Annotated in this window: 8 protein-coding genes and 1 pseudogene; 4 read left to right on the top strand and 5 right to left on the bottom strand. The window is 75.2% G+C overall.

The features are described from left to right. Window positions 1-11: 11 nt before the first annotated feature. Together BGK67_RS27085 and BGK67_RS27080 are read left to right on the top strand one after the other, a co-directional pair. Window positions 12-1691, top strand: coding sequence for a PucR family transcriptional regulator (locus BGK67_RS27085; protein ID WP_069922524.1), 1680 nt, complete (start codon window positions 12-14; stop codon window positions 1689-1691). 165 nt (window positions 1692-1856) lie between these two features. Continuing rightward, a complete protein-coding gene (locus BGK67_RS27080; RefSeq protein ID WP_069922523.1) occupies window positions 1857-2648 on the top strand; it encodes a hypothetical protein in 792 nt (263 codons plus the stop codon). Window positions 2649-2884: 236 nt separating this feature from the next. On the opposite strand, the gene BGK67_RS27075 is transcribed toward BGK67_RS27080, so the two are convergent. Next, complete coding sequence (locus tag BGK67_RS27075; protein WP_069922522.1) at window positions 2885-3547, bottom strand: GntR family transcriptional regulator; 663 nt, start codon at window positions 3545-3547, stop codon at window positions 2885-2887. A 103-nt stretch (window positions 3548-3650) separates the two neighbouring features. On the opposite strand from BGK67_RS27075, the gene BGK67_RS27070 reads away from it, so the two are divergent. Further along, on the top strand, window positions 3651-4511 hold the full coding sequence (locus BGK67_RS27070) for a (2Fe-2S)-binding protein (protein ID WP_069922521.1): 861 nt from the start codon (window positions 3651-3653) through the stop codon (window positions 4509-4511). A 195-nt stretch (window positions 4512-4706) separates the two neighbouring features. Then, entirely contained in the window at window positions 4707-5765 is a 1059-nt protein-coding gene (locus BGK67_RS27065; protein WP_069922520.1) for a DUF2637 domain-containing protein, read from the top strand. Between the two features lie 42 nt (window positions 5766-5807). Here BGK67_RS27065 and BGK67_RS27060 read toward each other — a convergent pair whose 3' ends face one another. The 4 genes and pseudogenes from BGK67_RS27060 to BGK67_RS41240 form a co-directional block, all read right to left on the bottom strand. Continuing rightward, window positions 5808-6176, bottom strand: coding sequence for an ATP-binding protein (locus BGK67_RS27060; RefSeq protein ID WP_432215485.1), 369 nt, complete (start codon window positions 6174-6176; stop codon window positions 5808-5810). 193 nt (window positions 6177-6369) lie between these two features. Further along, window positions 6370-8112: a pyruvate dehydrogenase gene (locus BGK67_RS27055; RefSeq protein ID WP_069922519.1), complete on the bottom strand. Its 1743-nt coding sequence runs from the start codon at window positions 8110-8112 to the stop codon at window positions 6370-6372. Between the two features lie 28 nt (window positions 8113-8140). Then, window positions 8141-9211, bottom strand: a complete 1071-nt coding sequence (locus tag BGK67_RS37750; RefSeq protein ID WP_069922518.1) for a protein phosphatase 2C domain-containing protein — start codon at window positions 9209-9211, stop codon at window positions 8141-8143. Window positions 9212-10861: 1650 nt separating this feature from the next. Continuing rightward, window positions 10862-13611 (bottom strand): annotated as a pseudogene (locus tag BGK67_RS41240) (S8 family serine peptidase); the annotation flags it as partial. Window positions 13612-13668 lie beyond the last annotated feature (57 nt).

Raw genomic sequence — 13668 nt, 5'->3', positions numbered from 1 at the left:
GCGGCGACATCATGCGGCTGCGCGCACTGCTGGAAACCGAGGCGCTGGGGCTGCGGCTGCTGGGCGGCGAGGAAGAACTCGACCGGACGGTCCGCGGGGTCATGACGACCGACCTGCGTGATCCCAGCCGATACCTGACCGGGGGCGAGCTCGTCCTCACTGGCCTGGCCTGGCGTAGAAATTCAGCCGATTCCGAGCCGTTCGTACGAATCCTCGCGAGCGCGGGCGTCGCCGGGCTCGCCGCCGGCGAGGCGGAGCTGGGAGACATCCCGGACGATCTGGTCTCAGCCTGTCGGCGCAACCGCCTGCCGCTGTTCGCCGTGAACGAAGACGTTGCATTCGCCACGATCACCGAGTACGTGGTGCGCCAGGTTTCCGGGGAGCGTGCGGGCGATCTCGCGGCCGTCGTGGACCGCCACCGGCGCCTGATGACCTCGGGTCCGGCGGGCGGTGGACCGGATGTAGTGCTGGATCTGCTCACCACCGACCTCGATCTCCGGGCCTGGGTGCTGTCCCCCACCGGCCGGCAGATCGCCGGGGCGGGCGAGCCGCTGGCACCGGGTGTGTGCGCGGCCCTGGCGAGCGAGCACCTCGGGGCGGTCCGGACGGGCCGCAGGGGACCGCACCGGATCTCCATTCAGGGTATGGCCTACTCGCTCTTCCCGATCAGGGGACACGGCCGGGGCGCCGCCGGGCCGGGCGCCCGTGACGTGCGCGAGAGCGTGCTGTCGGACTGGCTGCTGGCCGTGGAGGCGGACGCGGGCGACTGGCCCGCCGAGCGGCTGGACCTGCTCCAGGGCGTCACCCAGCTGATCGCCGTCGAGCGGGACCGGCGCGACGCCGCCCGCACCGTGCGCCGCCGCCTGGCACAGGAAGTCCTCGAACTGGTCCAGACGGGTGCTCCGCCCGCCGAGATCGCCGCCCGACTGCGGGTGGCGGCGCCGGTGCTGCTGCCCGGCCTGGGCGCGGCCCCGCACTGGCAGGTGGTCGTGGCCCGGGTGGACTGGGACGGCGGGGACATCCCCGGCGGGCCGGTCGCCCAGTCGCTGCTGGAGGAGATCCTCGTCGACCCGTCCGTCTCGGGGCCGGAGCCCTCGGACCGGATCGCCGTCGCGCACGCCGGGGACGAGGCCATCGCCCTGGTGCCGCTGCCCTCGCTGGCCGGGGAGAGCGGCGAGGACAAGGGCCCCGACTCGGCCCTGCACGCCGACGAGCTGCTCACGACCGTGCGCGACCCCCTGAAGGCCGGTCTGGCCGACGACGGGCGCCTCACCCTGGGCGTCAGCGCGGCCGTGCACTCCGCCGAGGGGCTGCGCGGGGCGCTGGAGGAGGCCCGGCACGCCCGCCGGGTCGCCGCGGCCCGCCCGGGCCGGGTCTGCGCGGCCGGACACCACGAGCTGGCCTCGCACGTGCTGCTGCTGCCGTTCGTGCCGGACGACGTGCGGCGCGCCTTCACGGCCCGGCTGCTGGACCCGCTGCGGGACTACGACCGGCGCCACCGCGCGGAGCTCGTTCCGACGCTGGAGGCCTTCCTGGACTGCGACGGCTCCTGGACCCGCTGCGCGACGCGGCTGCACCTGCACGTCAACACGCTGCGGTACCGGGTCGGGCGAATCGAGCAGTTGACGGGGCGTGACCTCTCGCGGCTGGAGGACAAGCTCGATTTCTTCCTGGCACTGCGCATGAGCTGAGAAGATCCGCCCCGCGGCCGGAGGGGTCCGGCCGCGGGGCGCTGATGATCCGTCCGGACTTTGTGAAAGAGTTCACCCGACCCCTTGGCCGGAGCCGCCGATCCGTGCTCTCATTTCGCCCCAGGGCTCAACGATGTGCTGCTTGATTGCTTTGGGGAGGGCAATGTGGCGGAAACCGCCATGTCCGGTGCCGGAACTACCGGGGGAGACGACCCCCTCCAGCGGGCGATATGGCGGCTGCGCTCGCGCGGCTGTTGGACCGACGCGGCGGCGCTGCTGACGCCACACGTCGGCAAGACCGCGAACGCGGGGGCCGCCGTGCAGCGGACCGCGCTGCTGGTCGAACGGTGCCTGTTCACGGGCCAGGGCTGGGCCGAGGCCGAGGACGCGCTGCGGGTCGCCGAGGCGGTGGCGCAGGACGACGACGACCGGGGCGCGGCCGCGTGCGAACGGGGCCAGCTGGCGTACGCGGCGACCGTGCTCGGCGTACGGGACCGGGCCGACGAGGCCCGCTCGGCGCTCGGCCGGGCGGCGGCGCTGCTGTCACCGGGGTCCCGGACCCGGCCGCTGCTGGACTTCCGGCGGGGGCTGGTCGCCGAGCACCTCGCGGACGCCCCGCAGTCGGCCCGTCCGGCGTACCACCGGGCGCACGCCGGAGCGGTGGCCCACGGGGACACGCTCCTGCTGTCCTTCACCTGGCGGCACCTGGCGGCGCTGTCCCTGCGGGACGGCGAGGTGGCGGAGGCGCGCCACGGCTTCCTGGAGTCCCTCCGGATCCGGGAGGAACTGGGTTTCCTGGTGGGCACTGCCCCCGCGCTGGCCGCCCTGGCCGAAGCCGAACCGGAACCGGAAGCCACCCGCCTGCGCGCGGAGGCCCGCCGCCTGTTCCACCTCCTGGGCGGCATCCCGACCTGGCTGGCGGACCAACTCCACCCGACGGAGTCCCCTGCGGCGTAGCCCCAGCCCCACCGGTCACCGCCCAGCCCCGCCGGCGTTCGAGGCGCGGGGTGCGGGGCGGAGCCCCGGTCTTTCCGCCCCGCCGAGCACGATCCAGCCCCGCCGGCGCTTGAGGCGCGGGGCGGGGTCTGGGGCGGAGCCCCGGTCTTTCAGCCCCGCCGGCGTTTGAGGCGCGGGGGTCCGGGGGCGGAGACCCCGGCAGCGGCGGGATGCCCGGGGGCGGGCGGAGCCCAGGGTCAGGTGGCGCCCGCGAAGTGTTCGCGGATCAGGGACTCCACCACCGGGAGGTCACCGGCGGCGAGCGCCTCCAGCAGCGCCGCGTGCTCCGCCGCATCGGCGACGAGATCCGCACGCCGCACCCGCGGAGCCCCCGGCAGCGGCCACTGCGCCCGCCGGTGGAGCTCCTCGGCCACCTGGACCAGCTGGTCGTTGCCCGCCAGCGCGAGGACCCGGCGGTGGAAGGCCCGGTCCGCCTCCGCGTACCCCGGCACATCACCCGCCGCGGCCGCCTCCGCGGTGGCGGCCGCGGCCGGCCGCAGGGCCTCCCACGTCGCCGCCGGCACGGAACGGGCCAGCCGGAGCATCACCGGGACCTCCAGCATCGCCCGTACCTCCGCCAGCTCCGCCAGCTCGCGCGGGGTGCGCGACAGCACGCGGAAGCCCCGGTTGGGGAGGCATTCCACCGCCCCCTCCAGGGCCAGCTGCTGCATCGCCTCGCGCACGGGCGTCGCGGAGACGCCGAAGCGGTCCCCCAGGGCCGGGCCCGAATAGATCTCGCCCGGCACCAGCTCACCGTCGACCAGCGCGGCGCGCAGCGCGTCGAGGACCTGTCCGCGCACGGAATGGCGCAGCACCTTCCGTGTCTGCGCCGGTACCCGGGCTCGGGCCGTGTCGTGCACTCGGTCCTCCTCGGTGATTCGGCCACCCCCGAGGATACGGCCTGACCGAGATCAGGTAAGGTAAGGCTTGCCTGTTAACGATCGCGCGATTCGGTGGTCCGTCATGACCGTCACGGCCGTTCCTCCCGTCACCGCCTCCCCGGTGGCGGCCTCGTACGCCCGGCTGGCCGAGGCCTACGCCGGGCTGGCGGTCGTCGAGCGCTCCGCGCACGAGCCCTCCCCTCGCGGTGCGGGCTGGGTCGGCGCGGACGAGCTCGCGGCGGGCGGGGCGGAGCTGGACGCGTTCCTCGCCTGGGACGAAGCCCAGATCCTGCGGGACTACGGGCAGCAGGGCCGCCCCGACGTGGTCGCGAGCTTCGGGCTGCACCGGTACGCCTGGCCGGCCTGCCTGCTGATCACCCTGCCGTGGTTCCTCCAGCGGCGGGTCCCCCGGCTCCCGGTCTCCCAGGTGGCCTTCCACCGGACCCGGGGCCGGATGGCCGTTCACGTGGCGCAATTCGCCTGCCTGCCGGACGACCCGGCGGCCGCTCTCCCCGGAGCCCGGGTCGTGCCCGACGAGGAGGCGCTGCGCGCCGAGGTGCGGGCCGCGGTGGCCCAGCACCTCGAACCGGTCCTGGCGGGCTTCGGGCCGCGCATGCGGCGCGGCCGCCGCGCCCTGTGGGGCATGGTCACCGACGAGGTCGTCGAGAGCCTCTGGTACCTCGGCGGCCTGCTCGGCGAGGAGCGGCGGGCCATGGCCGAACTGGAGGCGCTGCTGCCCGGCTCGACCGCGCCGTACACCGGCGCCGCGGGCTTCCGCACGCTCTCCTTGCCGGACGGCCGCGCGCTGCCCACGCGGGACCGGGCCAGCTGCTGCTTCTTCTACACGATCCGGCCGCAGGACACCTGTGTCACCTGCCCCCGGACCTGTGACACGGACCGCGTCGCCCGCCTGACGGCGGCTGCGGAGCCCATCGCGAGCTGAACCCACCCCCAAGGGTGACGCCATTCGAACTCAATCCCCTTGGTGCGGGCGCCAGTTCGAGCCACAACACCCTATCCGGCGGGCCCCGCCCCCCGATGGCGTCCACTTGCCCCGAAACCGGCATGCCGGGCCGATCCGCTGCGCCACTATGGCGCCGAAGGCCGCACACGCGAGGCAGAGGCAAGGGACATCCGCATGAGACTGACCGACATATCGCTGGACTGGCTGCTGCCCGGCAGCCTGCTGATCCTGGGCGTACTTGCGGCAGTTGCGGTACTGGCCCGGGGCAAGCGCGAGAGCGAGAAGGCCGCAGCCGAGGACAGCTGGGAGCGCAGCGAGGAGCGTCGCAGGCGCAAGGAGGCCGTCTACGGGACCGCCTCCTACGTCCTGCTCTTCTGCTGCGCGGCGGTCGCCGCCGCACTCTCCTTCCACGGGCTGGTCGGCTTCGGGCGGCAAAACCTCAGCCTCTCCGGAGGCTGGGAGTACCTGGTCCCCTTCGGCCTCGACGGCGCCGCCATGTTCTGCTCGGTGCTCGCCGTCCGCGAGGCCAGCCACGGTGACGCGGCCCTCGGCTCGCGCCTGCTGGTCTGGCTGTTCGCGGGCGCGGCCGCCTGGTTCAACTGGGTGCACGCGCCGCGCGGGCTGGGCCACGACGGAGCCCCGCAGTTCTTCGCCGGCATGTCGCTCTCGGCGGCCGTCCTCTTCGACCGGGCCCTCAAGCAGACCCGCCGGGCGGCGCTGCGCGAACAGGGCCTGATCCCGCGGCCGTTGCCGCAGATCCGGATGGTCCGCTGGCTGCGGGCGCCCCGGGAGACCTTCGGCGCCTGGTCGCTCATGCTGCTGGAGGGGGTGCGCACCCTCGACGAGGCGGTGGACGAGGTGCGCGAGGACAAGAAGGAGAAGGAGAACGACCGGCACCGCAGGCGGGAGCAGCACCGCCTGGACCGCGCCCACATCAGGGCACTGGGCCGCCAGCACCGGGCTTTCGGGCGGCCGCGCGGCCGCCAGGTCGAGCTCCCGGAACTGACGCAGGGAGCGGGCTCCGCGCCGGTCGGCGCGGAGCCGGCCATACCGGAATCGGGACAGCTGCCCCCGCGCCGAAGGCCCTCCCTGCAGGCGGTCAGCCGGACCGAATCCCTTGAGGTGACCGGCCCCCGGACGGTGGACCTCACCGCCGAGGACGACACCCAGACGATTCCCCGGCTCGACTCGCTGGAGCGCAAACTGAAGGATCTGGAACAGCAGTTCGGCTGACCCGCGCCGGATGGGTACCCGGTCCCCGGAGGGCTCGCCCGCTCAGGCGAGCCCTCCGTCCAGTTCGAACCAGACCACCTTGCCGCGGCCCGGCTCCACCACGTCCACGCCCCACGCGTCGGCCAGGGCCTGCACCAGCATCAGCCCCCGTCCGTGCGTACCGTCGTCGGCGGTCGGTACGTACGGCCGGGGCCGCCGCGAGGCGTAGTCCCGGACCTCCACCCGCAGCCGGGCTGCCGCCAGGCTCGCGGAGACCTCGGCGCCCTGCTCGGTGTGGACGAGGGCGTTGGTGACGAGCTCGGTGACGAGGAGTTCGGCCACCTCCGCGGCGTCCGTCCGGCACCGGTGGCGCAGCCATTCCCGTAAGGACCGCCGGATTTCGCCGACGGCCTTCAGATCCGCCCGACGCACGCTCCGGCTGATCTCCAGCGCGTCCCCCGCTCCCCCGGCTTCGGCCGATGGCTCGCGAGGTACCGGCCGGCCCCTCTTCGACAGCTTCCCCGTGTTCGCCCCCACCCGCACGGCGGTGTACCTCCCGCGTTCATTGCTCTCGAACAGGTCTACGGGATGCATGCCCCCCGGACCGGTCCGCACTCCTGCGGGCTCAAGGGCGTGGCACGTTGCGGAGGTTGGATCGAGCCATCTGGATCATCCGTCCGACCCCGCCGTCCAGCACGATCTTGCTGGCGGAAAGGGCGAATCCGGTCACCATCTCGGCACTGATCCTCGGCGGAATGGACAGGGCGTTGGGGTCGGTCACCACGTCCACCAGGGCCGGTCCCCGGTGCTTGAACGCGTCCTTCAAAGCCCCCGTGAGCTGCTTGGGCTTCTCCACGCGGACCCCGTACGCGCCCGCCGCGCGGGCGATGGCGGCGAAATCGGGATTCGTGTTCGTCGTGCCGTAGGAGGGCAGGCCGGAAACCAGCATTTCCAACTCGACCATTCCGAGGGATGAGTTGTTGAACAGGACCACTTTGACGGGCAGGTCGTACTGCACCAGGGTGAGGAAATCTCCCATCAGCATCGAGAAGCCGCCGTCACCCGACATCGACACCACTTGACGGTCGCGGTCCGTGAACTGTGCGCCGATGGCCTGCGGGAGGGCGTTGGCCATGGAGCCGTGGCTGAAGGAGCCGATGATGCGCCGCTTGCCGTTCGGGGAAAGATAGCGCGCCGCCCACACGTTGCACATGCCGGTGTCGACGGTGAACACGGCGTCCTCGTCGGCGAGTTCGTCGAGCACCGCGGCCACGTACTCGGGGTGGATGGGGGTGTGCTTCTCCACCTTGCGGGTGTAGGCCTTGACCACGCCTTCCAGGGCGTCGGCGTGCTTCTTCAGCATCCGGTCCAGGAAGCGGCGGTCCGTCTTGGCCCGCACCCGCGTGTTCAGGGCGCGCAGGGTCTCCCGTACGTCCCCCCAGACGGCGAGGTCCAACTTGGAGCGGCGGCCCAGGTGTTCGGGGCGGATGTCCACCTGAACGATCTTCACGTCGTCGGGGAGGAAGGCGTTGTACGGGAAGTCCGTGCCGAGCAGGATCAGCAGATCGCACTCGTGGGTCGCCTCGTAGGCCGCGCCGTAGCCGAGGAGACCGCTCATGCCGACGTCGTACGGGTTGTCGTACTGGATCCACTCCTTGCCGCGCAGGGCGTGCCCGATGGGCGCCTTGACCCGGCCGGCGAACTCCATCACCTCGGCGTGCGCCCCCGCGGTGCCGCTGCCGCAGAAGAGCGTGATCTTGTCCGCCTCGTCGACGAGGCGGACCAGCTTCTCGATCTCGCCCTCGCCGGGGCGGACCGAGGGGCGGGCGGTGACGAGGGCGTGCTCCACCGCCTTCTCCGGCGCGGGCTGCGCGGCGACGTCCCCGGGCAGCGCGACGACGCCGACCCCGCTGCGGCCGACGGCGTGCTGGATGGCGGTCTGGAGCACGCGCGGCATCTGCCGGGGGTTGGAGATCAGCTCGCTGTAGTGGCTGCACTCGGTGAACAGCCGGTCGGGGTGGGTCTCCTGGAAGTAGCCGAGGCCGACCTCCGAGGAGGGGATGTGGGAGGCGAGCGCGAGGACCGGGGCCATGGACCGGTGGGCGTCGTACAGGCCGTTGATCAGGTGCAGGTTTCCCGGGCCGCAGGAGCCGGCGCAGGCGGCGAGGCGGCCGGTGATCTGGGCCTCGGCGCCGGCCGCGAAGGCCGCCGTCTCCTCGTGGCGGACCTGGATCCAGTCGATGCCACTCGTCCGGCGGATTGCGTCCACCACCGGGTTGAGGCTGTCGCCGACGACGCCGTACAGCCTGCGCACGCCCGCGCGCACCAGGATGTCCACGAACTGTTCTGCCACGTTCTGCTTGGCCATGCCTCCTATCCAGCCACGGGTGCGGCGGTTACGCCTCCCAGACGGCGGCGGCCGTGCGGTCGTCGGCGTAGCCCTTGAGGCGGAGCTGGGTGTCCGCGAGGAAGGCGGCGAGGCCGGGCGGTTCCGGCTCGGCCCAGCGCGCGGCGAGCGCGGCCGGGAGGACCGGCTCCTCGCGCATCGGCTCCGCCAGGCCGCCGGAGCACAGCAGCAGGGTGTCGCCGGGGCGGGCCATGGACGCGCGGAAGCGGAAGCCGTGCGCGGGGTCCTCGTCGGGCGCGGGCGGGGTGGACGGGGTCGAGGGGGCGGGCGGGGACGGCGGGCCGGGCCGGGCGGGCGGTCCGGACGGTCCAGGCGGTCCGGCGGGTTCCAGGTCCTGCCAGGCGCCGTCCCGCAGCCGGAACAGCCCGCCCGCGCCGGCGCCGAAGCACACCCGGATGCGGCATGCGGGGTCCACCGGGAGCAGCAGCCCGCGCACCCCGGCCGTGTAGGCCTCCTCGGCGAGCCCGAGCTCGGCGGCGCGGGCCCGCAGCCGTCCGTAGCCCCGGTCGGTGAGCCGCTGGAGGCCCGAGCGCAGGGCGTCGCGGCGCCCGGCCCGGATGTCGTCGGCCAGCCGCTCCTGGCTGCGCCCGACGGCCGCCGCGATGGTCCGGCAGAGCTCGGCGGCGGCCTCGGCGGCGCCCGGGGCGGCCCGGTCGCCGCCGGCGAGGGCGACGAGCACCAGGGCGTCGTCGCCGCCGCCGAAGCGGGCGGTGAGCAGGAAGTCGCGGCGGGGCTCGCCGCGGAACCGGGCGGAGTCCCCGCGCAGGGAGGCGGCGCGCAGGGTGTAGGTGCCGTAGCGGGCGCCCTCCAGGACCGTGTCGGGGGTCAGCGCGTCCAGCGCGGCGGGGTCGGCGGGCGGGAGCGAGCCGGGCTCGGCGGCGTAGGTGGGCGCACGGTCCCCGAGGTGCCGCACCGCGGGCCGCTCCACCGCGGCGGGCTCGGCTTCCGGGGGCCCCGGCTCCGCCACCGCGGCCTCCCGCTCCGGCTCCCGCGGCACCTCCCACCGCCACACGGGCACCTCCCCCACCCCCTCCGACTCCCGCACGGGCGGCACGTCCACACCCCCGAGCGCGTACCCGGTGACACCCCCCTCCCGCGGATCCCGCGGCGCGGGGACAGCGGGCGGGGCGGCCGGAGGCGCCGGGGGCGGGGGCGGGGGCGGCGGGGCAGCCCGATGGGGATCAGCTACCGAGGGCGGCACGACGCCGGGGCCTGCGGCCGGCGGGGCGGACACAGGAGGCCGCACATCGCCCGTCGGCGGCACGGCGGGAGGGCCCGGGAAGGCCGGGGGCGGCGGCGGGGCCGAAGGCGCGCCCGCAACCGCCGGCGGCTCGGTGCCGGCGCCTGGAGGCGGCGGGGCCGAAGGCGCGGCAGCAACCGCCGGCGGCTCGCCGGCCGTTGGCCGCGGAACGGCCGGAGGCTCAGCGGCGGCGCCCGTAACCGGCGGGGCGGCAGCCGAAGGGGGCGGCGGGGCAGCCGGGGGCACGGGCGGAACCGGTTCCGGACCCGCGGCCCTTGGCGAAGTGGCCGCACGCGGTTGAGCCGGGAGCCACCCGGGTGGCGGTGGCGGCGGGGAGCGCCGGGGCCCCGGGAGCAGTGGCTCCGGGGCGGGTGCGGCGTCCGGCGGGGCCAGCGGGGGCCCCGCCTGCCCCCCGGGCCCGGAAGCGGGACCCGGCACCGAGGCCGGGCCGATGGCCGGCGCCGCGGGCACGCCAGGTGCCGCCGGCGGGACCGGAGCCGGGGGCGAACCCGGTCCCGAGGCCCGCCCGCGGGCCGGGACCCCGCCCGGCACCGAAGGCGCACCCGGTCCCGTCCCCGAGCCCGGCGCCTGGGGCGAAGCCCCGCCCGAGCCGGAGCCCACGCCGGGCACCGCAGGCGTGCCCGAGGCCGGGCCAGGCGCTGGCGCCGAAGCCTGGTCGGCTGCCGGCGCCGCGGGTGCGGCAGGTGCCGCCGGCGGGACCCAAGCCGCGGGCGACGCCGGGGCCGAGGGCCTCCCTTGCGCCGGGACCCCGCCCGCGGTCGGGCCATGCCCCGGCGCCGAAGGTGCCGCCGGCGGGACCCAAGCCGGGGGCGACGCCGGGGCCGAGGGCCGCCCTTGCGCCGGGACCCCGCCCGCGGTCGGGCCATGCCCCGGCGCCGAAGCCGGGCCGGCTGCCGGCGCCGCGGGTGCGCCAGGTGGCGTCGGCGGGACCGGGACCGAGGGCCGCCCTTGGGCCGGGACCCCGCCGGGTTCCGGGGCCAGGCCCGGCGCCGGGGGCGTAGCCCCGCCAGGTCCGGAGCCCACTCCCCGCGCCGCAGGTGCGCCCGAGGCCGGGCCTTGTGCCGGGGGCGACGCCGGGCCGGTTGCGGGGGACCCGGTCCCGCCAGGGGCCGGCGGGGCCGGGGGGCGGGTCTGGCCCGGGACCCCGGCCGGGTTCGGCGCGGGTGGCGGGGGGGGCGGCGGCGGGGGTGCGCCCGGGTTGGGCGGCGGGGGGGGGGGGGGGGCCGTCGTGAGGTTGGCTGCCGTGTGGAAGCGGTGGTCCAGGGTGTCGCCCGGGTCGGGGGGCGGGCCCTGGTCCGGGTCCTCGTACAGCTTCTGCCACCAGTCGTCCGCGCCCTGCTGACTCATGCCCTCATTCTGGGCCTCCCGCGCGGACGGAAAACGCCGAATGCGCGAAAAGGGTCCACCGGGCCGCCGCCCGGTGGACCCTTCCCCCCTCACCCGTAGGGACTAGCGGACGTCGTACGCCCGCACGACCGTCTGGGCGACGGAGGCACCGTTCGCGTCGGTCAGTTCGACCTTCAGCGACACCTGCTTGCCGGAGGCCCCGGCGTGGTCCACGACCGCGGTCCACCGGCCCGCTCGCTCGCTCACCTTCGCCTCCGTCCAGTTCTCGCCGTCGTACGAGTACGACAGCTTCGCCGACTTCAGCGCACCCGGCCCGTAACCCGCGTGCCCGGTGGCGCTGAGCCCGATGCTCTGGCCGTCCGCCGCCGCGACCGTCTTCATCCCGTCCAGCGCGGCCGCGTACCGCGGGAACAGGACCGGCAGCCCCTTCGAGTACGCCGACGCGTCGAGTTCGGAGGTGAAGCCCCACGTGGTCCGGACGGACGTGGACCGCTGCCAGGTGCGCGCCGGCGGGCCGATCTTCTCGATGGTTTGGGTCAGTTCGTACCGGCCCGCCTCGGCCGGGACCTCGAACACCCCGAACGGGTACCAGCTTTCGCCGATGACCTCCCCGTCCCGCCTGAGCCGCAGGTTGCAGATGTCACCGAAGGAACCCGGCTGGGCGGCGTGGCGGCCGTCCCCCCACATGGCGGGGGCGAAGCCGATGAGGTTGCCCTGCCGCTCCGCGGCCAGCGCCTCCTTGCCGGTCCCGTCGCGCGGCGCGACCGGGCCGGTCACCCCGTCGTACCAACTCGCGCTGCTCTTCTGGCCCTTGGTGTACGTGCGCTGCTCCCCGACCATGAACTCGCCCCAGGGGAAGCTGCTCGACAGCATCTGGTCCCAGGCCGTGTCCCCGGCGGTGTAGAACTCCGTGCGACGGCCCGGCGTCGCGACGGTCTCGATCCCGCCGAAGTAGACCGCGCTGCCGATCGGCCGGTAGGCGCCGGCCAGGTCCACGAAGTCGGCCGCCACGCCCATGGAGTGGTACGCGGACTCCACCTGGCCGAGCTCGCGGTCGCGCACCCGGTAGGTGTGGCCGCCCTTGACCTCGCCCGTCTCGGGGAAGGCCAGGCTGTAGACGTACGGGCTCTTCGCGGTGGCCTTCCAGGACAGCGTGACCTTGCCCGCCGCCAGCCGCCCCAGCAGCGCCTTGCCCTCGGCGGCCTCGACGGCCAGCACGGGCAGCGCGCCGCCCGCGTAGCCGGTGAAGGCGACCCAGCGGCCGGGTGCGTCGCGGTGGGCGAGCACCGCCTCGGCCCCGGCGGCCAGCGCGTTCCGCGCGACCTCGTGCAGCGCCCCGTCCGTCGCCCTGACCAGGACGACCGCGTCCTTCGCGGCGACCGCGGCGAGCTCCTCCGGGGTGCCGGCGCCCGCGTCGACGAGCGGCGCGCTGCCGTTCCCGTCGAGGTTGTCGCTGCCGGTGGACGCGGTGATCGGGTGCAGGACCGGCCCGCCGGCGCCCTTCAGCGCGGAGGGGAGCGGCGCGGCCGCCCGCCAGTAGCTGCCGAACTCGAACTCGCCGTCCTTCGCGCGGCCTTCGACGGAGGAGTAGTAGCTGCGGATGGTCCGGCCGCCCATGGCGGTGCCGGCGTGCAGCCACACGTCGTCCCAGCTGCGGGCGAATCCGAGGGTGGTGTTGCGGGCCTCGACCGGCTTGTCGGCCTCGATGGCCAGGCGCCCGGCCTCGCGGGCGTCGAGCACGACGGTCGTGTCCTTCTTCACCTCGACCTGCGGGCGTCCGAGGTAGGTGAGGGAGTCGATCAGCCGGTCGTCCCCTTCGCCCGCGTCGGGGGTGGCGACGAAGGCGGAGAGGAAGTAGGCGCCCGGCCGCACCCGGTAGACCTGGTCGGCGGAACCGTCGTTGAAGCGGCGCTCGCCGGTGGCGTCGTCGGTGCCGATGACGTCCAGGGAGGACGGTCCGGCGGCCGGCCGGCCCGCGCGGTCGAGCTTGACGCGCAGGGTCACCGTCTGCGGCTCGACGTACAGCGAGAAGGGGGTGGAGACGCGTACGCCGTCGGCCGTGGCGACGATCCGGCCGGTGACGTCCCCGTACTGGGAGCGCTCCAGCCGGGCGGCCGGGTCGAGGGCGAGCGGCACGGTGACGGTGGCGCCGGGCGGAACGGTCACGGTGCGCTGTACGAGGCGGGCGACCTGGCTGCGGACGGCGGATCCGTCGTTGCCGGTGACCTTCTCCACGGCGAGGTCCAGGGTGACCGGCCGGGCGCCCGTGTTGGTGTACGGGACCTGCACGGTGGTGCGGTCGCCGCGGTCCTGCGGCCAGTCGTACGTGCCCCCTGGACGGCGGGGGCGCCGGTGACGGTGACGTCCAGGGCCGCCCGCAGGTCGAGCCGGCCGCCGCCGGTCTCCCGTACGTCCCCGGGCACCGCGGTGTTCGCGGAGCCGACGAGGGCCGCCTTGACCTGCTGCGAAGTCCATTCGGGGTGGCGCTGCCTGACGATGGCGGCGGCGCCCGCGACGTGCGGGGTGGCCATGGAGGTGCCGGACATGCCCTGGTACGCGTACACCCCGCGGCCGCCGGCCGCGGCGGCCGAGATCCCGACGCCGGGGGCGGCGATCTCGGGCTTGAGGGTGTGCTGGAGGCCGGCCGGGCCGCGGCTGGAGAAGACGGCCGTGGCGTCGTCGCGGTCGACGGCGCCCACGGTCAGCACGCTGGGCGCGCAACCGGGCGAGGAGACGCCGACGAGTGGTCTCTTTCCAGGCGCTCCGTCGCTCGGCTGTGCCGCCGACGGGCCGACGGCGGTGACGGCCAGGACGGCCGCTGTGGCCGCCCCGAGCGTCGTTCGCGATATCGGGCGCATCGCTCTCCCCAGGTGAATTCCGGCCAACCACTGCATTGCGTGGCAAAGCTG

The sequence above is a fragment of the Streptomyces subrutilus genome (assembly GCF_001746425.1).
GTDB lineage: Bacteria > Actinomycetota > Actinomycetes > Streptomycetales > Streptomycetaceae > Streptomyces > Streptomyces subrutilus_A.
This window is presented reverse-complemented; position numbering and strand designations above follow the sequence as displayed.

Bases quoted from the DNA above. Each gene is read 5' to 3' on its own strand.
- BGK67_RS27065 (WP_069922520.1), top strand. From the start codon at position 4,707: ATGAGACTGACCGACATATCGCTGGACTGGCTGCTGCCCGGCAGCCTG.
- BGK67_RS27070 (WP_069922521.1), top strand. From the start codon at position 3,651: ATGACCGTCACGGCCGTTCCTCCCGTCACCGCCTCCCCGGTGGCGGCC.
- BGK67_RS27085 (WP_069922524.1), top strand. From the start codon at position 12: ATGCGGCTGCGCGCACTGCTGGAAACCGAGGCGCTGGGGCTGCGGCTG.
- BGK67_RS27055 (WP_069922519.1), bottom strand. From the start codon at position 8,112: ATGGCCAAGCAGAACGTGGCAGAACAGTTCGTGGACATCCTGGTGCGC.